Origin of the sequence: Proteus sp. G2675 (assembly GCF_963886535.1) — a bacterium.
Taxonomy (GTDB): domain Bacteria; phylum Pseudomonadota; class Gammaproteobacteria; order Enterobacterales; family Enterobacteriaceae; genus Proteus; species Proteus mirabilis.
The window spans coordinates 222488-244305 of the sequence record NZ_CAWPCB010000037.1 but is presented as its reverse complement, the minus strand read 5'-3'; the positions used below and the strand labels follow the sequence as shown (position 1 = coordinate 244305).

Annotated in this window: 20 protein-coding genes; 16 read left to right on the top strand and 4 right to left on the bottom strand. The window is 40.4% G+C overall.

Features of this window, described 5'->3' with window-relative positions; all coding sequences use genetic code 11:
* On the top strand, positions 1-400 hold a 400-nt coding region (locus tag AACQ49_RS13280; RefSeq protein WP_161747487.1), incomplete at its 5' end, for an RNA-guided endonuclease InsQ/TnpB family protein.
* Between the two features lie 131 nt (positions 401-531).
* On the opposite strand, the gene AACQ49_RS13275 is transcribed toward AACQ49_RS13280, so the two are convergent.
* Together AACQ49_RS13275 and AACQ49_RS13270 are read right to left on the bottom strand one after the other, a co-directional pair.
* Positions 532-801 (bottom strand): type II toxin-antitoxin system YafQ family toxin, encoded by a 270-nt coding sequence (locus tag AACQ49_RS13275; RefSeq protein ID WP_004246360.1) that lies wholly within the window; start codon positions 799-801, stop codon positions 532-534.
* On the bottom strand, positions 802-1050 hold the full coding sequence (locus AACQ49_RS13270) for a hypothetical protein (protein WP_004253075.1): 249 nt from the start codon (positions 1048-1050) through the stop codon (positions 802-804). It abuts the gene before it with no gap.
* A 172-nt stretch (positions 1051-1222) separates the two neighbouring features.
* Here AACQ49_RS13270 and rep point away from each other — a divergent pair, with 172 nt between their 5' ends.
* The gene (gene rep, locus AACQ49_RS13265) at positions 1223-3244 is read left to right on the top strand and encodes a DNA helicase Rep (protein WP_004249673.1); all 2022 of its coding nucleotides are present in this window, start codon (positions 1223-1225) and stop codon (positions 3242-3244) included.
* Positions 3245-3318: 74 nt separating this feature from the next.
* Here rep and gppA read toward each other — a convergent pair whose 3' ends face one another.
* Together gppA and rhlB are read right to left on the bottom strand one after the other, a co-directional pair.
* Positions 3319-4827 carry a guanosine-5'-triphosphate,3'-diphosphate diphosphatase gene (gppA, locus tag AACQ49_RS13260; protein WP_004246357.1) on the bottom strand — a complete coding sequence of 503 codons (1509 nt, stop codon included), beginning with the start codon at positions 4825-4827 and terminating at the stop codon, positions 3319-3321.
* 3 nt (positions 4828-4830) lie between these two features.
* Entirely contained in the window at positions 4831-6129 is a 1299-nt protein-coding gene (gene rhlB / locus AACQ49_RS13255) for an ATP-dependent RNA helicase RhlB (protein WP_004246356.1), read from the bottom strand.
* A 119-nt stretch (positions 6130-6248) separates the two neighbouring features.
* On the opposite strand from rhlB, the gene trxA reads away from it, so the two are divergent.
* From trxA to wecG, 14 genes are all read left to right on the top strand, one after another.
* Entirely contained in the window at positions 6249-6575 is a 327-nt protein-coding gene (gene trxA, locus AACQ49_RS13250; protein ID WP_004246355.1) for a thioredoxin TrxA, read from the top strand.
* Positions 6576-7136: 561 nt separating this feature from the next.
* Entirely contained in the window at positions 7137-8396 is a 1260-nt protein-coding gene (gene rho, locus AACQ49_RS13245) for a transcription termination factor Rho (protein WP_004246354.1), read from the top strand.
* 394 nt (positions 8397-8790) lie between these two features.
* Entirely contained in the window at positions 8791-9882 is a 1092-nt protein-coding gene (wecA, locus tag AACQ49_RS13240; protein WP_004246352.1) for a UDP-N-acetylglucosamine--undecaprenyl-phosphate N-acetylglucosaminephosphotransferase, read from the top strand.
* A gap of 23 nt (positions 9883-9905) precedes the next feature.
* Positions 9906-10964, top strand: a complete 1059-nt coding sequence (gene wzzE / locus AACQ49_RS13235; RefSeq protein WP_004249670.1) for an ECA polysaccharide chain length modulation protein — start codon at positions 9906-9908, stop codon at positions 10962-10964.
* Positions 10965-11093: 129 nt separating this feature from the next.
* The gene (wecB, locus tag AACQ49_RS13230) at positions 11094-12224 is read left to right on the top strand and encodes a non-hydrolyzing UDP-N-acetylglucosamine 2-epimerase (RefSeq protein ID WP_004246349.1); all 1131 of its coding nucleotides are present in this window, start codon (positions 11094-11096) and stop codon (positions 12222-12224) included.
* Positions 12221-13483: a UDP-N-acetyl-D-mannosamine dehydrogenase gene (wecC, locus tag AACQ49_RS13225; protein WP_004246348.1), complete on the top strand. Its 1263-nt coding sequence runs from the start codon at positions 12221-12223 to the stop codon at positions 13481-13483. Before wecB ends, wecC begins: the two co-directional genes overlap by 4 nt.
* Positions 13474-14547 (top strand): dTDP-glucose 4,6-dehydratase, encoded by a 1074-nt coding sequence (rffG, locus tag AACQ49_RS13220; RefSeq protein ID WP_017628776.1) that lies wholly within the window; start codon positions 13474-13476, stop codon positions 14545-14547. The genes wecC and rffG overlap by 10 nt, the downstream gene beginning before the upstream one ends.
* A gap of 18 nt (positions 14548-14565) precedes the next feature.
* Positions 14566-15447: a glucose-1-phosphate thymidylyltransferase RfbA gene (gene rfbA / locus AACQ49_RS13215; RefSeq protein WP_004249667.1), complete on the top strand. Its 882-nt coding sequence runs from the start codon at positions 14566-14568 to the stop codon at positions 15445-15447.
* Positions 15425-16138 (top strand): dTDP-4-amino-4,6-dideoxy-D-galactose acyltransferase, encoded by a 714-nt coding sequence (gene rffC, locus AACQ49_RS13210; RefSeq protein WP_004246344.1) that lies wholly within the window; start codon positions 15425-15427, stop codon positions 16136-16138. Before rfbA ends, rffC begins: the two co-directional genes overlap by 23 nt.
* Before the next feature lies 1 nt (position 16139).
* A complete protein-coding gene (gene rffA / locus AACQ49_RS13205) occupies positions 16140-17270 on the top strand; it encodes a dTDP-4-amino-4,6-dideoxygalactose transaminase (protein WP_004246343.1) in 1131 nt (376 codons plus the stop codon).
* Between the two features lies 1 nt (position 17271).
* Positions 17272-18528 (top strand): lipid III flippase WzxE, encoded by a 1257-nt coding sequence (gene wzxE, locus AACQ49_RS13200; protein ID WP_004246342.1) that lies wholly within the window; start codon positions 17272-17274, stop codon positions 18526-18528.
* On the top strand, positions 18525-19610 hold the full coding sequence (locus AACQ49_RS13195; RefSeq protein ID WP_004249664.1) for a TDP-N-acetylfucosamine:lipid II N-acetylfucosaminyltransferase: 1086 nt from the start codon (positions 18525-18527) through the stop codon (positions 19608-19610). Before wzxE ends, AACQ49_RS13195 begins: the two co-directional genes overlap by 4 nt.
* The gene (gene wzyE, locus AACQ49_RS13190; protein WP_004246340.1) at positions 19607-20971 is read left to right on the top strand and encodes an ECA oligosaccharide polymerase; all 1365 of its coding nucleotides are present in this window, start codon (positions 19607-19609) and stop codon (positions 20969-20971) included. Before AACQ49_RS13195 ends, wzyE begins: the two co-directional genes overlap by 4 nt.
* On the top strand, positions 20971-21708 hold the full coding sequence (gene wecG / locus AACQ49_RS13185) for a lipopolysaccharide N-acetylmannosaminouronosyltransferase (RefSeq protein WP_004246339.1): 738 nt from the start codon (positions 20971-20973) through the stop codon (positions 21706-21708). The genes wzyE and wecG overlap by 1 nt, the downstream gene beginning before the upstream one ends.
* Positions 21709-21818 lie beyond the last annotated feature (110 nt).

The following is a 21818-nucleotide window of genomic DNA, read 5'->3' as shown; positions in this document are numbered from 1 at the left end:
GGTCAGTAACATGTCTAAATCGGCAAAAGGTACGACAGAACGGCATGGACGGAACGTAAAAGCGAAATCTGGTTTAAACCGCTCAATACTGGAGCAGGGCTGGTATGAAATGCGCCGTCAGTTTGAGTACAAGCAGCTCTGGCGAGGTGGTCAGGTACTGGCAATACCCCCTGCCTACACCAGTCAGAAGTGCGCTTGCTGTGGTCATACAGCAAAGGAAAACCGCCAGTCACAAAGTCAATTCGAGTGCCTTGAATGTGGATATACAGCGAATGCTGATATCAACGGGGCACGTAACATTTTAGCGGCAGGACATGCCGTGCTTGCCTGTGGAGGGAGGGTGCAGTCAGACCGCCCGTCGAAGCAGGAACCCGCCGAGGTGATTCAGACATCAGTCTGAACGCAGTAGGGATCCACGTCCTTTAGGGCGTGGAGGATGTCAATATCTTGAAATAGATAGTTTAGAAAAATAAGTGCTAAATATATTTTAAAAAGATAAAACCACATATCTATCAATTTGATATGTGGTTTTTATTTAAATAAATCAGAATGTGAGCCAGTTCTGTCAAAATGAACAGTATCATTGTCTATTTTATAAATAAGTAGCCAATCAGGTTCGATATGAAGATCTCGACGAGGCTTCCAGTTTCCTGTTAATGGATGATCTTTCAATTGAGCAGGTAGTCGTTTTCCTTGCACTAATAGTAATATAATCTCTTTTAGTTTATTAATATCCTTTCCTCGCTTTTCTGCGAGTTTTAAGTCTTTTTTAAATTGTCCTGAATAACTCACTTTTCGCATTTAGATATCCAATTTTTTGAATAAATCATGGGCATCTTCAGCATAAAAAACATCATCACCTTTATCTGTTTTTGCAAAAGTGTTTAATGTTTTTTCATTTGGTTGTGTTTGATTACTTTCCACATAAACTCGAATGAGATCTCTTAAGATTTGAGAGGCTGGTCTGTGTTTATTTCGAGCTATTGCAACAAAAGCCTCTTTGAGCTCTATATCAACTTTAGTGGCTATTAATTCGCTTTTTATACTCATAATATACACCTCCATATTTGTTTGAATATTATACAAAGTAAAACTTTATTAAACAAGGTTAAACTTCCTTTAACTAGAGAAATAAAGCTCAAAAAACTGAACCATTTTCCTATGCGCTTTCTGCTACAATGACTCCCCGTGATATTCTTGGTTAATGAAGTTTGGAAAAAGTATGCGATTAAATCCCGGTCAGCAAAAAGCAGTTGAATATGTGTCAGGTCCTTGTCTGGTCTTGGCGGGAGCCGGCTCGGGTAAAACACGGGTGATAACCAATAAAATTGCTTACCTTATTCGTCAATGCCGTTATTCTGCTAAGCAGATTGCTGCGGTGACTTTTACCAATAAAGCAGCGCGTGAAATGAAAGAGCGTGTTGCTCAAACATTGGGAAAACAAGAGGCGAAAGGATTAATGATCTCGACCTTCCATACATTAGGATTGGAGATTATTAAGCGAGAATACAAAGCATTAGGCATAAAATCCAACTTTTCTTTGTTTGATGATCAAGACCAATCCGCATTATTAAAAGAATTAACGGTAGATTTATTAGAAGAAGATAAAGATTTGCTATCACAGTTAAAGAGTCAAATCTCTAACTGGAAAAATGACATGCTTACACCTGAGCAAGTGATTGGTAGAGCACAATCGCAGCAAGATCATACTTTTGCCGAGTGCTTTCGACGTTATGAGCAACATTTACTAAGCTGTAATGTATTGGATTTTGATGACTTAATCAGTAAGCCTACCTTGCTATTACGTACTAATGAAGAAGTAAGGGCGCGCTGGCAACAGCGTATTCGTTATCTGCTGGTGGATGAATATCAAGATACCAATACAAGCCAATATGAGTTGGTGAAATGGTTAGTGGGCGAAAGAGCCCGTTTCACTGTGGTGGGGGATGATGATCAGTCTATTTATTCATGGCGTGGTGCGCGTCCCCAAAATCTGGTGCTATTGCAAAAAGATTTCCCACAGCTAAATGTGATCAAACTGGAACAAAATTATCGGTCATCAGGGCGTATTTTAAAATCAGCTAATATTTTAATTGAAAATAATCCCCATGTATTTGAAAAACGGCTGTTTTCAGAATTAGGTTATGGGGATGAACTACGAGTATTAACCGCTAATAATGAAGAGCATGAAGCTGAGCGTGTAGCGGGGGAACTGATTGCCCATCATTTTATTAATAAAACTAATTATAAAGATTACGCAATACTCTATCGAGGTAATCACCAGTCGCGTATTTTTGAAAAGTATTTGATGCAAAATCGTATTCCTTATCGCATTTCGGGTGAAACCTCGTTTTTTTCCCGTGAAGAGATCAAGGATATTTTGGCTTACTTAAGAGTGATCACTAATCCGGATGATGATGCTGCATTCTTACGTATCGTCAATAAGCCTCGTCGTGAAATAGGCCCGATGACTATCCAAAAGTTGGGGGAGTGGGCTAAAGTCCGTGATAAAAGCTTATTTAATGCCTGTTTTGACTTGGGATTAAGCCAAACGTTAACAGGGCGAGGTTTAAGTGCATTACAGGCTTTTTCACAGTGGATGGCGCGAATTGTACAACAATCAGAGCGTGAGCCTTTGCTCGCTGTACGTGATCTGCTTCATGAAATGGATTATGAAAGTTGGTTATATGAAACCTCTAGTAGCGCGAAAGCGGCTGAAATGAGAATGAAAAATATTAACCAGCTTTTTTCTTGGATGAGTGAAATGCTTGAGGGGGATGAGCTACATGAACCCATGACGCTCTCTCAAGTGGTCAACCGTTTTACTCTGCGCGATATGATGGAGCGTGGCGAAACCGATGAAGAGTTAGATCAAGTGCAATTAATGACACTTCACGCCTCAAAAGGACTGGAATTTCCACATGTTTTTCTGGTTGGCATGGAAGAGGGGATCTTGCCTCATCAAAGTAGTATCGATGAAGATAACGTTGAAGAAGAGCGGCGTTTAGCTTATGTCGGTATTACTCGAGCACAAAAGACATTAACTTTCACATTATGTAAAGAACGACGTCAATACGGTGAATTAATTCGTCCAGAGCCCAGTCGTTTTCTATATGAATTGCCTCAAGACGATCTCCATTGGGATACCAATAAAAAGAAAGTGTTAAGTGCTCAAGAAAAGCAAGAAAAAGGGCAAAAAGGGGTCGCTGGGCTTAAAGCGATGTTGGCGAGACATAAACCTTAGCTGTCTGTCAGTAAAAAATAAAATCCCTTACTTGCATGATAAGTAAGGGATTATTTTGAATCTAGTTAGACGTTTTAACCTATGCGTGAGTTATTTTGCTCTTCAAGCATTAATGGCCAATGAACGTAGCTTTGTAACTGTATCTCTTCATGAAGATTTTCCGCACGTAAAGGATGTTCAGCGATCCATTGATGTGGCAAGGTAATGATTAATTTTTCATCTTCAGTACGTAAACGCAGTGCAGGTAAAGTATCATCACGACGACGACTGGCAAAAATAATTGCTAGGCGAAGTAAACGTACCAAGCGGTATGCTTGATTTATCGGTAGCGCATTTTGCTGATTCAAAGGTGCGAGATCGATAATCCCCTTCTGATTTCTTAAAAATGAGGCGATTAAACGTCGTTGCGCGGGTGTATAACCAGGTAAATCAAGGTGAGAAACTAAATAACTGGCATGTGAAGGCGCTTGGCGAAAATCAACACTTAAGCCGATTTCATGTAAGGCACAAGCGCTGGAAAGTAGCTCTCGACAGCGATTATCTAATTGCCAACTTTTACTGACTTGAATGAAAAAATGCTCTGCTAATTGTTGAACACGATGGGCTTGCTCAATATCAATTTGGAAACGGCGCTGAATATTACGCAAAGTACGTTGACGAATATCTTGCTCAATAGGTAAATGCAACATACCGTAGACTAAGCCTTCACGTAGTGCACCACCGGCTAAGATCATATTTTCAATATGCAGGGTTTCAAAAATAGCGATCAGAATGGCTAATCCGCTAGGGAAAACAAGCGCTCTTTCGAAAGTAAGGCCTTCGATTTCTAACTCTTCAAGCTTGCCACACTCAATGGCTTTTTGTTTCAGTCGCTCTAATTTAGGTAAGGTAATTAATTCATCCATTCCTTGAGCAATCATGATCTCTTGTAATGCTTGAACGGTGCCCGATGCCCCCACACAAACCTGCCAACCTTGTTGGATAAGTTTTTCTGCCACAGGTGCAAGGATAGCTTTTGCTGCCTGTTGTGCTTGAGCAAAGTTTTCTTCTGTTAATGAGCGATCGCTAAAATAGCGCTCTAGCCATGTTACACAACCCATGCTCAAACTCATTAGCTGTGTTGTTTTAGCCCCCGTACCGGTGACTAATTCTGTGCTACCGCCACCAATATCTACCACCAAGCGCTGTTCTGCACCACCCGTTGTATGGGCAACACCACGATAGATAAGGCGTGCTTCTTCCTCACCACTGATAACATGAACCGTATTGCCTAATATTTCAGACGCTTTAGCGACGAAAATATCTGCATTTTTAGCAATACGTAAGGTCGCAGTTGCAACGACTCGGATTTGTTCTGCGGGAATATCTCTGAGATATTCAGAAAACAGTCGCAAGCATTGCCAACCACGCTCCATAGCCTGCTCTGACAGCTCGTTTTCTTTATTTAGGCCAGCAGCAAGTCTGACTTTACGTTTAACGCGAGATAATACTTGGATAGATCCCGCGATTTCACGAACGACTAACATATGAAAGCTGTTAGAGCCTAAATCGATAGCAGCATAAAGTGATGAGGATTTCAGCATAATTTATGAGTGACTCGGGCGTTTATTACGGTTATTACGTTGAGTATTATTTCCTCTACGAGGTGCCGAATTATTACGACGAGGCTGACCTTGACGAGGACGATGACGACGTTTTGGCTCAGGTAAATCAGTTAATAATGCATCACTGTTATATTTACTAACAGGAATAGCATGTTGAATATAGGTCTCAATCGCCGGTAAATTCAACGCGTATTCTTCACAGGCTAAGCTAATTGAGTTACCACTTTTACCCGCACGTCCAGTTCTACCTATACGGTGTACATAATCTTCACAGTCATCAGGTAAATCATAGTTAAAGACATGTGTTACAGAAGGTATATGAAGACCACGAGCTGCAACATCGGTTGCCACAAGAATATCAATATTACCTTGGGTAAAATCTTCTAGGATACGCAGACGTTTTTTCTGTGGCACGTCACCTGTTAATAGACCTACGCGGTGTCCATCTGCGGCAAGATGCGCCCAAATATCATCACAACGATGTTTGGTGTTAGCAAAAATAATACAGCGCTCTGGCCACTCTTCTTCAATTAAGGTTTGCAGAAGACGCATTTTTTCTTCATTAGAAGGATAGAACAGCTCTTCTTTTATGCTAAACCCAGTTTTTTGTTCAGGTTCAACTTCTACATATTCAGGGTTATTCATCTGCTCGAAAGCTAACTCTCTGACACGATATGAGAGTGTGGCGGAAAAGAGCATATTCATACGCTCTGCGGCATTTGGCATGCGACGGAATAACCAGCGAATATCTTTAATAAAGCCCAGATCGTACATTCTGTCTGCTTCATCAAGTACGACAACTTGAATAGCGTTAAGATTAATGTGACCTTGTTTTACATAGTCAATTAAACGACCTGTGGTACCGATAACGATATCTACACCGTTATTTAATACTTTAAGTTGTTCGTCATAGCCATCTCCACCATAGGCTAGACCCATTTTAACACCAGTGCTTTGTGCTAAAGGTTGTGCATCTGTATAAATTTGCACAGCTAATTCGCGCGTTGGCGCCATAATCAGTGCACGAGGTTGATTCTTTTCATGCCCTTCTTTTGCAGGGTGAGTTAAAAGATAATGAAACGTCGAGGTTAAAAACGCCAACGTTTTTCCTGTTCCTGTTTGGGCTTGCCCAGCAATGTCATGACCTTTCACAGTGATAGGTAACGTCAATGCCTGAATTTGTGTACAATTAGAGAACCCTTTTTTCTCAAGGGCTTCTATCACTTTTGGATGCAAGGCGAAGTCGGAAAACTTCTTTTCTGTCAAATATGTTTTGCTCATAATGTAATAGAATATCAGTTATAGGTTGCATTACAAAAGGATATCCGCTGAAATGCTGATAGTCTTTTGTTATTTAATGTTACACTGGTACGGTCAATATTATTCTTTGGAGTAGAACAATGAGCGATAAAATCCTTCACTTATCTGACAACACATTCGATGTTGATGTATTACAAGCAACCGGCCCCGTGCTCGTTGATTTCTGGGCTGAATGGTGCGGCCCATGTAAAATGATTGCTCCTATTCTAGATGAAGTTGCAACAGAATACGCGGGTAAATTAACAGTTGCGAAGCTAAATATCGATGAAAACCCTGCGACAGCACCAAAATACGGTATTCGTGGTATCCCTACACTGATTTTATTCAAAAATGGTGCAGTTGCTGCGACTAAAGTTGGTGCATTGTCAAAGACTCAATTAAAAGAGTTCTTAGACGAAAACATCTAATTTGATTTAAAGCACCAAAATAACGAAGGACGTTTAGATCTTGTTGGTATTTCTGTTACTGACCGCTAGACGTCCGCTTCGAAGCATGATAAGTTAGCGCCACTTACTTACATAATATAGCGGATTTTATTGGTCATATGATATGACATGGTTAATAAGTCTGAGATATTAAATATCAGGTTCAGATTGTTAGAGCTTTGATATAAACTATTTGAATATTGTATTTGAATAAACTATAAGTAATCTGAATTCATCTAACCAGTCCGGTTGTCTTAGAATAATCTATAGTATTCAAGGAATATAATTTTTCTATATATGTTCCTAACCCATAACTGAAAGTACAATCATCTTGTTACGGCAATGGATGTCACTTTCTGGGGACAGTGTTGTGACTGGTCTATATAGCATTAACATGCTTTCTAACATTATCACGATGTTTATACTGATGTTATAAAGTAGTAATCTGTAATTTTACACATGACGAAACTGACAGCGATTCGCTGTTATACTATTCACGTTCATAGTTCGAGAGTTACCCCGAGTTATTAAGAACCCACCATTATGAATCTTACCGAATTAAAAAATACGCCGGTATCAGAACTGATAGCACTTGGCGAAAATATGGGGCTAGAGAACCTAGCTCGAATGAGAAAACAAGACATCATTTTCTCTATCTTGAAGCAACATGCCAAAAGTGGAGAAGATATTTTCGGTGATGGAGTGCTGGAAATACTACAGGATGGCTTTGGCTTCCTACGTTCCTCAGACAGTTCCTACCTTGCTGGCCCAGATGATATCTATGTTTCTCCAAGTCAAATCCGTCGTTTTAACCTTCGCACTGGTGATACCATAGCAGGGAAAATTCGCCCACCTAAAGAAGGTGAACGCTATTTTGCCCTCCTTAAAGTGAATGAAGTTAACTTTGACAAACCAGAAAACGCCCGCAGTAAAATCCTCTTTGAAAACTTAACACCATTACATGCTAATAACCGCTTACGTATGGAACGTGGTAATGGTTCTACCGAAGATTTAACTGCCCGTGTACTCGACTTGGCTGCACCTATTGGTCGTGGACAACGTGGTTTAATCGTTGCCCCACCAAAAGCGGGTAAAACAATGTTGCTACAAAATATTGCAGCCAACATTGCTCATAACTATCCTGATTGCGTATTAATGGTACTTCTTATTGATGAACGTCCTGAAGAAGTCACAGAGATGCAACGTTTAGTTAAAGGTGAAGTTATTGCCTCTACCTTTGATGAGCCAGCATCTCGTCATGTGCAAGTAGCGGAAATGGTTATTGAGAAAGCCAAGCGTTTAGTAGAACATAAAAAAGACGTTATCATTTTATTAGACTCTATTACTCGTTTAGCCCGTGCTTATAACACCGTAGTACCTTCTTCAGGAAAAGTATTAACCGGTGGTGTGGATGCGAACGCGCTACATCGTCCAAAACGTTTCTTCGGGGCTGCTCGTAATGTAGAAGAAGGTGGTAGTTTAACCATTATTGCGACTGCATTGGTTGATACTGGCTCTAAGATGGATGAAGTTATCTACGAAGAGTTTAAAGGTACAGGTAATATGGAATTACACCTGTCGCGTAAGATTGCAGAAAAACGAGTATTCCCAGCAATTGATTACAACCGTTCAGGAACACGTAAAGAAGAATTACTGACATCGCAAGATGAGTTACAAAAAATGTGGATCCTGCGTAAAATTATCCATCCAATGGGTGAGATTGATGCAATGGAATTCCTCATTAATAAATTAGCGATGACAAAAACAAATGAAGAATTCTTCGACTTTATGAAACGCTCATAAAGTGTTATTACAAAATTGAGAGAGACAACAAAAAAAGAAAAAATTGTGTTGATGATAGAAAAATAAGTGATATCACACCAATTTAGAGGTTGTTAAACTCATTTACTTTGTGTAATTAACGATATGATAAAAACGCCACAAGTCAGTGGCGTTTTTTTTACATTGGACTTAGGTCTTTTATTATCATCGCAAAATGATAATTTGGTATGTATATTGCATATTTATAGTTTTAATAAAAATAGCGATAACATCAATAAAAATAGTTAAGGAAAATTTATTATTGATAAAGGGTGGTGGGTTACTGAGTAAACTCGTCGTGGTACAAGCTGGAGAAAGAATAAAAAACACATGGATGGGTAAATAACCAGCTATATTTATTATAGAGAACAGTACTGTGGATATACTAAAAATGAGCACAAATGTTTTTTACGTGTTCCTATTTTCTTTCGCTTTCCTATTTGTAGCTCGTAAGGTGGCAAAGAAGATTGGACTCGTAGATAAACCTAACTATCGTAAACGACATCATGGGTTGATCCCCCTTGTAGGTGGGATTTCAGTCTATTTTGGTATTGTTTTCGCTTTTTATGTTTCAGATATCTACATTCCTCACAAAGAGCTGTATTTGATTTGTGCGGGGATACTTGTTTTTATCGGTGCGCTTGATGATCGTTATGATATCAGTGTCAAAATCAGGGCAACTATCCAAGCGTTAGTGGGTATTGCTATGATGGTATTCGGTGGTTTAAAACTTGAATCACTTGGTCATGCTTTTGGGCCTTGGGATATGCATTTAGGGCCTTTTGGTTATATCGTCACGCTATTTGCTGTTTGGGCTGCAATCAATGCCTTTAATATGGTGGATGGTATTGATGGTTTATTAGGCGGTCTTTCTTGCGTTTCGTTTGGTGCACTGGGTATTTTACTTTACCAAAGTGGAAGCTCTGCACTTGCGTTTTGGTGCTTCTCATTTATTGCCGCGATTTTACCTTATATCATGTTAAACCTTGGTGTTTGTGGTAAAAAATTTAAAGTCTTTATGGGCGATGCGGGAAGTACGCTAATAGGCTTTACTATTATTTGGCTATTAATTTCCTCTACTCAAGTTGATCCTCATCCAATCAATGCGGTTACTGCATTATGGATCATTGCTATTCCTCTTATGGATATGGTGGCAATTATGTACCGCCGTTTACGTAAAGGAATGAGTCCTTTTTCACCAGACCGTCAACATATCCACCATTTAATTATGCGAGCAGGTTTTACCCCTCGCCAAGCTTTTGTTTTGATCACGCTTGCAGCCGCGGTGTTGGCCGCTATTGGTATTATTGGTGAAAACTTATCTTTTGTACCAGAATGGGTAATGTTGGCATTGTTTTTGCTTGCTTTTGTTATGTACGGTTATTGCATTAAACGCGCGTGGCGAGTCGCTCGTTTTATTAAACGATATAAACGTCGCCTACGTAAAGCGACACAACTTAAGCATTAAATAAGCAGAGGTCTTTTAACGTGATGAACTCGGAAAATAACGTCTCCCGACAGGGGTTTTCACCCGATAATGAACTCGATATTCGAGGTCTTTGTTGTGCACTATGGTCAGGAAAACGCTGGATAATAGGGTTCGCGCTGCTTTTTGCGCTGATTGCATTAGGGGCATCTTACTTGATGCAACCTAAATGGAGCGCTATTGCGATGACAGAGAGACCTACTGTGAATAATTTAGGTAGTTATTATTCTCAGTCTCAGTTCTTACGTAATCTTGATACGCAAATTAATCCGTCTGTAACTGTTTCTCAGTTAAGTATCCCTGATGAAGCTTATCAAGAGTTTGTAACACAGATTTCAGCTTTTGATACACGACGTGAGTTTTGGCTGCAAACGGATTATTACAAACAACGTAAAGAAAATGATGCGCAAGCAGACGCGGCATTATTAGATGAGCTCATCAATAATATTCAATTTACACCGGCTGATGAGAAGAAATTGGTTAATGATCAATTGAAACTCATTGCTGAAACGGCCAACGATTCGAGTCAACTGCTCAATGAATATATCGCTTTTGCGAATAAACGTGCCGCAGAGCATCTAAATGAAGAAGTGATTGCCGCATGGGCAACTCGAACACAATCGATGAAAGCCTTAGTGAAACGCCAAGAAATGGCCGCTCAAGCTGCTTATCAACGACAAATTAATTTACTCAAACAATCGATTAAAGTTGCTGAGAAACAAGGTATTTCTCAAAAACAGACCTCGATTGCGATAGATGAATTACCGGATTCGAAGCTGTTTCTACTCGGCGTGCCTTTATTGCAATCACAGTTAGAAACATTAATGGCAACAGGACCAGATTTTGATAGTGATTATGATCAAAATACGGCAATGTTATCCACCCTCGCGGTAGGTGCTAAATTACAAGATAACTTCCAAACTTACCGTTTCTTACGTACACCTGAAGATCCTGTGAAACGAGATAGTCCTCGCCGTGCCTTTATGATGGTGCTTTGGGGCGCTATTGGTGTTTTAGTGGGCGCGGGTGTGGCATTAGTCAGACGTAGTTCATTAAAAAAATAATCATTATTACCTTTTTATCATTTTAATAATAACGAGACATCAGGTGTATTTTCACCTGATGCCCCTGAGAATAAGGGCATATTGCTTTCCCAAAAATAAGCAATATAACAAAGAAAAAAGAGAGCCACTGTGAAAGTGTTGACTGTTTTTGGCACACGCCCTGAAGCGATCAAAATGGCACCTTTAGTGCACGCTTTAGCAAATGATGATTCGTTTGAGGCGAAAGTTTGTGTTACGGCCCAACATCGAGAAATGCTTGATCAGGTATTAAATCTTTTCGAGATCAAACCAGATTATGATCTCAATATTATGAAACCAGGACAAGATTTAACAGATATAACCTGTCGCATTTTAGAAGGTTTAAAACCTGTTCTAGCGTCATTTCAACCTGATGTTGTGTTAGTACATGGTGATACAACCACCACCATGGCGGCAAGCCTTGCTGCTTTTTATCAACAAATCCCCGTCGGTCATGTTGAAGCGGGATTACGTACCGGTAATCTCTATTCTCCTTGGCCAGAAGAAGCGAATCGGACAATTGCCGGCCATTTGGCGATGTACCATTTTGCTCCCACTGAAACTGCAAAGTTAAATCTGGTGCGAGAAGCGGTTGCGGATAAAAATATTTTTGTTACCGGCAATACCGTTATTGATGCGCTATTTTGGGTTAGCGAGCGAGTGATGGGAAATCAAACCCTGCTCGATGAACTTGCTGTGCAATATCCCTTTATTCAGCCAGAAAGAAAGATGATCTTAGTTACGGGACATCGCAGAGAAAGCTTTGGGGGTGGTTTTGAGCGCATTTGCCAAGCATTAGCAGAGATTGCATTGGCTCACCCCGATGTTGAAGTTGTCTATCCTGTTCACTTGAATCCTAATGTAAGTGAACCCGTAAAGCGTATTCTGCATGGAATTAATAATATTAAATTAATTCAACCGCAAGATTATCTGCCTTTTGTTTATTTAATGAACCACGCTTACCTTATTTTAACTGATTCAGGTGGTATTCAAGAAGAGGCGCCTTCATTAGGTAAACCTGTTCTTGTTATGCGCGATACAACAGAGCGCCCTGAAGCAGTTGAAGCCGGTTCTGTGCGTTTAGTAGGTACAGATACTAAACGTATTGTTAGCGAAGTAACCTCTTTATTGACAGACGAAAACGCATATCACCAAATGAGTAAAGCAACAAATCCTTATGGTGATGGTCATGCCTGCCAACGTATTCTTGAAGCATTGAAAAATAATCAGGTGACATTATGAGTTTTGAAACTATTTCTGTTATCGGCCTCGGCTACATTGGATTACCAACAGCGGCAGCTTTTGCCTCTCGTAAAAAAAGTGTTATTGGTGTGGATGTTAACCAACACGCTGTTGATACCATTAATAAAGGTCAAATTCACATCGTTGAACCTGATCTGGATAAAGTGGTAAAACAAGCCGTTGAAGAAGGGCATTTAAAAGCCTATACCACACCACAACCCGCAGACGCTTACCTTATTGCAGTTCCAACCCCCTTTAAAGGCGAACATGAACCTGATCTGGCTTATGTTGAAGCTGCTGCGCGTTCAATAGCACCTGTACTTAAGAAAGGTGATTTGATTATTTTAGAATCAACCTCACCCGTTGGAACAACAGAACAAATGTCACAGTGGCTTGCGCAGGCACGTGAGGATTTAACTTTCCCACATCAACAAGGTGAAAATGCCGATATTGATATCGCTTATTGCCCTGAGCGTGTATTGCCAGGACAAGTGATGGTTGAACTTATCCGCAATGACCGTGTTGTGGGGGGCATGAACCGTAAATCATCAGAGCGTGCCAGCGAGTTATACAAAATTTTCCTTGAAGGTGAATGTGTTATCACTAATGCCCGTACTGCAGAGATGTGTAAGCTAACAGAAAATAGCTTCCGTGACGTGAATATTGCATTTGCTAATGAGTTATCCCTGATTTGTGCCGACCAAGATATTAATGTGTGGGAGCTAATCAGTTTGGCTAATCGTCATCCTCGCGTGAATATTTTACAGCCGGGTCCTGGTGTCGGTGGACACTGTATTGCCGTTGATCCTTGGTTTATCGTGTCTCAAAATCCTAAGCAATCACGCTTAATTCATACTGCCCGTTTGGTCAATGATGGCAAACCTGTATGGGTTATCGACCAAGTTAAAGCCGCTGTGGCGGATTGTTTAACTGAAACCGGTAAACGTGCTAACGAGATCAAAATTGCCTGCTTTGGTTTAGCCTTTAAACCTAATATTGACGATTTACGTGAAAGTCCAGCAATGAATATCACCCAACAAGTTGCTAACTGGCATAGTGGGAAAACATTTGCTGTGGAGCCAAATATTCATGAATTACCGACTAAATTAAAAGGTATCACTGAATTAGTCTCTACAGAGCAGGCATTAAAAGAGGCGGATATTGTTTTAATGTTAGTCGACCATCAACAGTTTAAAGCGATACCTGGTAGCCAAGTTACCCAAAAATGGATTGTCGATACAAAAGGAGTATGGCGTTGAGACGTATTTTAGTCACAGGCGGCGCCGGTTTTATCGGCTCCGCGGTTGTTAGACATATTATTGATAACACCAATGACAGTGTCGTCGTGGTAGATAAACTGACTTACGCGGGAAATTTAGAGTCACTTGCCCCAGTGGCAAACAGTGAACGTTACGCGTTTGAACAGGTTGATATTTGCGATCGCGCTACACTTGATAGTTTATTTGCGCAATATCAACCAGATATCGTGATGCATTTAGCCGCGGAAAGCCATGTTGACCGCTCTATTGATGGGCCTGCAGCGTTTATTGAAACTAATATTGTTGGTACTTACACCTTATTAGAAGCTGCACGTCATTTCTGGTCAGTATTACCTGAAGATAAAAAAGCGGCATTTCGTTTCCACCATATTTCAACTGATGAAGTGTATGGCGATTTAGAAGGAACGGATGATTTCTTTACTGAAACGACACCTTATGCACCAAGTAGCCCTTATTCAGCTTCTAAAGCATCCAGTGACCACCTTGTACGAGCATGGTTGCGTACCTATGGCTTGCCAACATTGATCACTAATTGTTCAAATAACTATGGCCCTTATCATTTTCCTGAGAAATTAATCCCGCTGATTATTTTGAATGCAATTTCAGGAAAACCACTGCCTGTTTATGGCAAAGGTGAACAAATTCGCGATTGGCTCTATGTTGAAGATCATGCCCGTGCATTGTATTTAGTGGCAACAACGGCTCAACCGGGTAAAACATATAATATTGGTGGTCATAATGAACGCCGTAATATTGATGTAGTGACAACTATTTGTGAATTGCTCGAAGAGTTGCATCCTAATAAACCTGCTGGTGTGGCGAAATATGTTGATTTAATTACCCATGTAAAAGACAGACCGGGTCACGATCTACGCTATGCTATTGATGCCGCTAAAATTGCAGCAGAGTTAGGTTGGAAACCACAAGAGACCTTTGAGTCAGGTATTCGTAAGACGGTATTGTGGTATTTAAATAACCAAACTTGGTGGCAACGAGTACTAGATGGCTCTTATGCAGGAGAGCGTTTAGGACTGGGTGATTGATTACGTGAAGGATAAATGATGAAAGGTATTATTTTAGCGGGTGGCTCTGGTACACGCTTACATCCGATAACGAAAGGGGTATCGAAACAGCTGTTACCTATCTATGATAAACCCATGATCTATTATCCGCTCTCAGTACTTATGTTAGCGGGAATTCGTGATATTTTGATTATCACCACTCCTGATGATCTCACCTCATTTCAACGTTTATTGGGTGATGGCTCTGCATTTGGTGTCCATCTGCAATATAAAGTTCAGCCATCTCCTGATGGCTTAGCTCAAGCCTTTATTTTAGGGGATGAGTTTATTGGTGATGAGCACTGTTGTTTAGTCTTAGGCGATAATATCTATTTTGGTCAAGGGTTTAGCCCCAAACTAAAACAAGTTGCTCAACGTCAGCGGGGCGCAACAGTATTTGGTTATCAAGTGATGGATCCGGAGCGCTTCGGTGTTGTTGAATTTGATGATGATTTCAAAGTGCTGTCAATAGAAGAAAAACCTCAACAGCCTAAATCGAATTGGGCGGTCACTGGGCTTTATTTCTATGATAACCGCGTGGTTGATTTTGCGAAAAAGGTGAAACCTTCTGTTCGTGGTGAGCTTGAGATAACCTCGATTAATCAGATGTATCTTGAGTGTGGTGAGCTTAATGTGGAGCTATTGGGACGCGGTTTTGCTTGGTTAGATACGGGGACTCACGATAGTTTAATTGAAGCCAGTACTTTTGTACAAACCGTTGAAAAACGTCAAGGTTTTAAAGTGGCGTGTCTGGAAGAGATCGCTTGGCGTAATGGTTGGTTAACTGACGAACAAGTTAGAGAAAGCGCAAAATCACTCGCCAAAACAGGTTATGGCCGCTATCTATTGGATTTATTACATGTCCGTCCTCGCCAATATTAATTATCTTGAGTGGGAGAGCGATTTTTTCTCCCTCAATACAGGCCGTCTTGAGTTTAGTGCTCAAGCGCCTGTTTTAACACAAGATAGGCTTGAGCAATTTACGGTTGTTCATGCCAAAGTTGCTTCCTATGATCTTCTACTGATTGATAACTTAACGCAATTAGGATTTCAATTCGCTGAAGGTGAAATAGATTTCAAATTGCCAATTGGCACAGAAAATGCTTGTGGAAATATTGCTGAAATACATTTTCGCACTGCCAATGAAACTGATATCCCATTATTAATGACAACGGCTTCTGCGGCTTTTGTACAAAGTCGCTTTCGAGCGCCATGGTATCAAGAAGGTGATAGCAGCCGTTTTTATGCATTATGGGTAAAAAAAGCGGTTTTAGGCACTTTCGATGATAGCTGTTTATTGACGATGGATCGCGAAAATAAGGTTACAGGGTTTGTAACATTACGTCGGATTTCTGAGAGTGAAGCAAGAGTGGGATTACTTGCTGTAATGCCCAATAGAACAGGACAAGGCATTGGTAAGCAACTGATGTCGGTGGCGAAGTATTGGTGTCAACAGCAAGGTCTATCAACCCTCTATGTTGCAACACAAATTAGCAATATTGCAGCTTCGCGTTTATATACACAAAGCGGTGCTTTAATTGATAGCACTACTTATTGGTTATACAGGGGATAATATGATTCCGTTTAATAAACCACCCGTTGTTGGCACAGAATTAGAGTATATGAAACAGGCGATGGAAAGTGGCAAGCTCTGTGGTGATGGCAACTTCACAAAAAAATGTGAAAAGTGGTTAGAAGAACAATTTCATTGTCATAAGACGCTGTTAACACCTTCTTGTACAGCATCGTTAGAAATGGCGGCTATCCTTCTGGATATCAAACCCGGCGATGAAGTGATTATGCCGAGTTTCACTTTTGTTTCGACTTCGAACGCCTTTGTTTTACGTGGTGCAACTATTGTGTTTGTCGATATTCGTCCAGACACCATGAACCTTGATGAAACAAAAATTGAAGCGGCGATTACGGAGAAAACGCGTGCGATAGTGCCCGTTCATTACGCAGGTGTTGCCTGTGAAATGGATACCATTATGGCAATCGCCAAAAAGCATAACCTGTTTGTCGTTGAAGATGCTGCGCAAGGGGTAATGTCGACTTATAAAGGCAAAGCCTTAGGAACTATCGGTCATATTGGTTGCTATAGCTTTCATGAGACGAAAAACTATTCATCAGGTGGTGAAGGTGGGGCAACACTGATTAACGATCCGGCTTTAATTAATCGTGCGGAAGTGATCCGTGAAAAAGGCACCAATCGTAGTCAATTTTTCCGTGGGCAAGTTGATAAATACACTTGGCGTGATATTGGCTCTAGCTATTTGCTGTCTGATTTGCAAGCCGCTTATCTTTGGGCGCAACTCGAACAAGCCGATAAAATTAATGAACGTCGTTTAGCATTCTGGCAAATCTATTACGATGCATTAACGCCGTTAGCCGAACAAGGTTTGTTAACATTGCCTGTTGTACCAGACGGTTTAGAGCATAATGCCCATATGTTCTATATTAAACTTAATGATATAGAGCAGCGTACGGCTTTTAATGAGTATATGAAAGCACAGGGCGTCTTAACGGTATTCCACTATGTATCACTGCATACGAGTCCTGCCGGAATGAAGTTTGGTCGTTTTGATGGTAAAGATATTTTCACTACACAAGAGAGTGAACGCTTGGTGCGCTTACCGATGTTCTACAACATGACTGAAGAAGAGCAGCAAACCGTTATTCATCATATTCGTCATTTCTTTGCTTGATATGTCGTTAGCTAAAGCTTCAATTTGGACAGCTGGGTCAACCTTGATAAAAATCGGGGCTGGCCTGTTGGTCGTAAAGTTATTGGCGGTCTCCTTTGGTCCCTCCGGAGTGGGACTTGCGGGTAACTTCCGCCAATTAATTACCGTTCTTGGTGTACTGTCAGGGGCGGGTATTTTTAATGGTGTAACAAAATTGATTGCGCAATATCAAGATGATGCAGTACAACGCAAAAATGTGTTGGGTACATCATCATCAATGATATTGCTGTTTTCTACACTACTTGCCATTTTATTTCTTATTTTTACCACACCAATTAGTCGCGTTTTATTTGGTGATGACTATCTGCAATATCTAGATATTGTCAGAATGGTTGCCTTTATTCAGATGGGGATTGCCTATGCCAACTATTTTCTGGCGATATTAAAAGGTTATCGAGATGCATCTGGAAACGCTTTAGCGATTATTGCGGGAAGTTTAATTGGTGTTATTGCCTATTATCTCTGTTATCTCGTTGCCGGTTATCATGGTGCATTAATTGGCTTAGCTTTAGTACCTGCACTGATTTTATTGCCAGCGATGGTTATCTTAATAAAACGTAAGCGTTTTGCTCTGAGTGAATTAAAACCAAGTTGGGATAAGGCTATCGCCAGTCATCTTGGCAAATTTACCATTATGGCGCTACTGACTTCTATCACTTTACCCGTCGCTTATATCATGATGCGTAATTTGTTAGCAGAACATTATAGCTGGGATGATGTTGGCATTTGGCAAGGGGTTAGCAGTATATCGGATGCTTATCTACAATTTATTACAGCATCATTTTCTGTTTACTTATTACCCACACTTTCACGATTAACGCAAAAAAGTGAGATAGCCAAAGAGATAACCAAGTCACTGAAATTCGTCTTGCCAGCGGTGGCAGTGGCTAGTTTTATGGTTTGGTTATTGCGAGATTTTGCCATTTGGTTACTATTTTCTGAAAAATTTATCGCTATGCGAGAGTTATTTGCTTGGCAACTGGTTGGTGATGTGTTGAAAGTAGGGGCTTATGTTTTTGGCTATCTGGTGATTGCAAAGGCTGCTTTGCGTTTTTATATTCTGACAGAAGTGAGCCAATTTGCCTTATTAACGCTTTTTTCACGCTGGCTTATTCCTGAACATGGTGCCTTAGGTGCAGCTCAAGCCTATATGGCAACCTATATTATTTACTTCCTTCTCTGTAGTTCTGTTTTCGTGATTTATTGCAGGCGCAAATGACAACTTTGATTTACGTACTAGGTTCAGACATTGTGCATCATAACAACACAATGTTACGCTTTTTTAACGACCACCTCGTGACTGAGGCGGCATTAACGTATAAACCTCGTTTTATCGTTGCCAGTAAAGATAACTCGTTATCATCACTTTATCCTCATTTAGAGATTGAGTGTTTAGCGGATAAAAAACAAGTCGCGCAGAGAGTGGTAGCATTAGCTAAAGCAGATAGAAAACAACGTTTTCTATTTCTGGGGCAATTTAATGCGCCTATTTGGCTTGCTTTATTGATGGGCAAAATTAAACGTCATCAATTCTGGTGGCATATTTGGGGTGCTGATCTTTATCAGGATGCTAAGCAATTAAAATTTAGACTGTTTTATCTGTTACGTAAACTTGCGCAAAAAAGGGTTGGACGTGTGTTTGGTACACGGGGTGATCTAAATTATTTTGCTCAATCAAATGTTAATATCCCCGCGAATTTGCTCTATTTCCCAACAAGAATGGATCCGGCGCTGACGCTTACAGAAAAGAAGGCCGTTGATCCTCAGCATATTACCATTGTATTAGGTAACTCAGGCGATAAATCTAACCGCCATATCGATGCTTTAAATGCGATTGCTGAACAATTTGGTCATAAAGCAAAAGTGATCATTCCTATGGGATATCCCGCTAATAACGAGGATTATATTCAGCAAGTATCTGATGCAGCGACAAACTTATTTCCAACAGAACACGTTGAGATATTACGACATAATCTTGCCTTTGATGATTATCTCGCACTCTTAAAAACCTGTGATTTAGGTTATTTTATTTTCCAACGTCAGCAGGGTATTGGTACGTTATGCCTGTTGATCCAATTTGGGATCCCTTTTGTGATTAGCCGTCAAAATCCATTTTGGCAAGACTTAACAGAGCAAAGTGTTCCCGTTTTCTTCTCTGGTGATAAACTTGATGTGGCGTTAATTGAAGAAGCGCAACGTCAATTATTGCTACTGGATAGGAAGAATATCACCTTCTTTGCACCTAACTTTATCCAAGGTTGGAAGCAATTGATTGAGATGAGCACAGGAGACACCCAATGACATTGGCGCAATTGGGGGGGTTAACCCTTGTCTACTTTATCTCGTTGGGGTTTATTTTATTACTGACCTACCAAGAGTTTCGTCGGGTACGCTTTAATTTTAATGTCTTCTTTTCCATGCTTTATTTGCTGACATTCTATTTTGGCTTTCCATTAACTTGTTTATTAGTCTTTCAGTTTGATGTGGCAGTTGTTCCTGTCGATGCCTTATTACACGCTCTATTAGCCGCTACTAGCTTTTATGCGATTTATTATGTCACTTATAAGGTAAGACTAAGAAAAGCCTCTAGCGAGCCTTCTAGGCCGTTATTTACGATGAATCGGGTAGAGACCAACCTAACTTGGATACTGTTAGCGTTAATTGCTATCGTCACTGTGGGCATATTTTTCTTACAAAATGGCTTCTTACTCTTTAAGTTGAAAACATATAGCCAAATTTTTTCAAGCCAAGTATCAGGTGTGGCGCTAAAACGCTTTTTCTATTTTTTTATTCCTGCAATGCTGGTGGTCTATTTCTTAAAGCCCACACAACAACGTTGGCTTTTTTTCCTTTGTGCGACGGTCGGCTTTGGTATTTTGACCTATGTTATCGTCGGGGGAACACGCGCAAATATCATTATTGCGTTTGCACTATTTTTATTTATTGGCATCGTACGTGGTTGGATAACCTTATGGATGTTAATTGCTGCAGGTGTGATGAGCATTGTCGGTATGTTTTGGTTAGCACTAAAACGTTACGGGCTTGATGTCAGTGGTGCCGAAGCTTTTTATACCTTTTTATATCTGACTCGCGATACCTTCTCTCCTTGGGAAAATCTTGCATTATTGTTGAATAATTACGACAAAATCGAGTTTCAAGGACTCGCACCTATTATTCGCGATTTTTATGTGTTTATCCCTTCATGGGTTTGGCCACAAAGACCAGATGTCGTACTAAATTCAGCAAACTATTTTACTTGGGAAGTGCTTAATTATCATGCAGGACTTGCCATTTCACCAACGTTAATTGGCTCCTTGGTGGTGATGGGGGGCGTTGTATTTATCCCCTTAGGCGCGGTGGTTGTTGGGCTTATTATTAAGTGGTTTGATTGGCTCTATCAGCAGGGGTTAAATGAACACAATCGCTACAAATCTGCCATTCTTCAAGCATTTTGCTTTGGTGCTATTTTTAACATGATTGTTTTAGCGCGTGAGGGCGTTGATTCGTTTGTGTCTCGCGTGGTCTTTTTCTGTTTAGTATTTGGTGCCTGTTTAATTGCAGCCAAACTCCTGTATTGGTTATTTGAAAGTGCAGGATTAGTTCGTCACTATGTTATTAATCAAGTGCGCAATAAACCTCGTTTAGAACAAAAGGAAAAGTAATGGATACAAATTCAATTCCGAAGTATTCCATCCGTGGGCACAATATCTGGGGATTTAAAGATATGGCGCATTTTTTGGATTATCTTTATCAAGGTGCGCAAATTAAAAGTGGCTCTTTAATTGCGATTAATGCAGAAAAAATCTTAACCGCAGAAACAGATAAAGGCCTAAATCAGTTATTAGATGAAGCGGATTATTTGTACGCCGATGGCATTAGTGTTGTTCGCGGCATTCGACGTAAATATCCTGATGCACAAGTGTCTCGTATTGCGGGAGCCGATTTATGGGAAGCTTTAATGGAGCGTGCCGGGAAAGAAGGCACACCGGTCTTTTTGGTTGGTGGCAAACCTCAGGTATTGGCGCAGACGGAAAGTAAATTAAAGGCACAATGGAATGTGAATATTGTCGGTAGCCAAGATGGTTACTTTACGCCACAAGATAGAGATGCACTTTTTGAACGTATCAAAGCTTCTGGGGCAAAGATTGTGACCATTGCCATGGGCTCACCTAAGCAAGAGCTATTTATTCGTGCTTGTCGGCAAGTACACCCAGACGCGTTATATATGGGCGTAGGTGGCACTTACGATGTTTTTACAGGGCATGTTAAGCGTGCGCCAAAAGCGTGGCAAAATTTAGGCCTAGAGTGGTTATATCGTTTACTGTCACAACCTAGCCGGATCAAGCGCCAATTTAAGTTATTAAAATTTGTTGGTTATTACTATTCCAATAAATTGTAAGTTGCGTGAGTATTTTTTGTCGGCAATAAGTGTTAAATAGCAAAAATCGCAATCTTTACTGGTATCTTGATTGTTTGATTATTATACTAATGGGGCGTTGAGTGGGTAAA

Coding starts and splice junctions, on each gene's coding strand:
- wecC (WP_004246348.1), top strand. CDS start 12,221: ATGAGTTTTGAAACTATTTCTGTTATCGGCCTCGGCTACATTGGATTA.
- rffG (WP_017628776.1), top strand. CDS start 13,474: ATGGCGTTGAGACGTATTTTAGTCACAGGCGGCGCCGGTTTTATCGGC.
- rfbA (WP_004249667.1), top strand. CDS start 14,566: ATGAAAGGTATTATTTTAGCGGGTGGCTCTGGTACACGCTTACATCCG.
- wzyE (WP_004246340.1), top strand. CDS start 19,607: ATGACATTGGCGCAATTGGGGGGGTTAACCCTTGTCTACTTTATCTCG.
- gppA (WP_004246357.1), bottom strand. CDS start 4,827: ATGCTGAAATCCTCATCACTTTATGCTGCTATCGATTTAGGCTCTAAC.
- wzzE (WP_004249670.1), top strand. CDS start 9,906: ATGAACTCGGAAAATAACGTCTCCCGACAGGGGTTTTCACCCGATAAT.
- rffC (WP_004246344.1), top strand. CDS start 15,425: ATGTCCGTCCTCGCCAATATTAATTATCTTGAGTGGGAGAGCGATTTT.
- AACQ49_RS13270 (WP_004253075.1), bottom strand. CDS start 1,050: ATGAGTATAAAAAGCGAATTAATAGCCACTAAAGTTGATATAGAGCTC.
- AACQ49_RS13195 (WP_004249664.1), top strand. CDS start 18,525: ATGACAACTTTGATTTACGTACTAGGTTCAGACATTGTGCATCATAAC.
- rep (WP_004249673.1), top strand. CDS start 1,223: ATGCGATTAAATCCCGGTCAGCAAAAAGCAGTTGAATATGTGTCAGGT.
- wzxE (WP_004246342.1), top strand. CDS start 17,272: ATGTCGTTAGCTAAAGCTTCAATTTGGACAGCTGGGTCAACCTTGATA.
- trxA (WP_004246355.1), top strand. CDS start 6,249: ATGAGCGATAAAATCCTTCACTTATCTGACAACACATTCGATGTTGAT.
- rffA (WP_004246343.1), top strand. CDS start 16,140: ATGATTCCGTTTAATAAACCACCCGTTGTTGGCACAGAATTAGAGTAT.
- rho (WP_004246354.1), top strand. CDS start 7,137: ATGAATCTTACCGAATTAAAAAATACGCCGGTATCAGAACTGATAGCA.
- AACQ49_RS13275 (WP_004246360.1), bottom strand. CDS start 801: ATGCGAAAAGTGAGTTATTCAGGACAATTTAAAAAAGACTTAAAACTC.
- rhlB (WP_004246356.1), bottom strand. CDS start 6,129: ATGAGCAAAACATATTTGACAGAAAAGAAGTTTTCCGACTTCGCCTTG.
- wecG (WP_004246339.1), top strand. CDS start 20,971: ATGGATACAAATTCAATTCCGAAGTATTCCATCCGTGGGCACAATATC.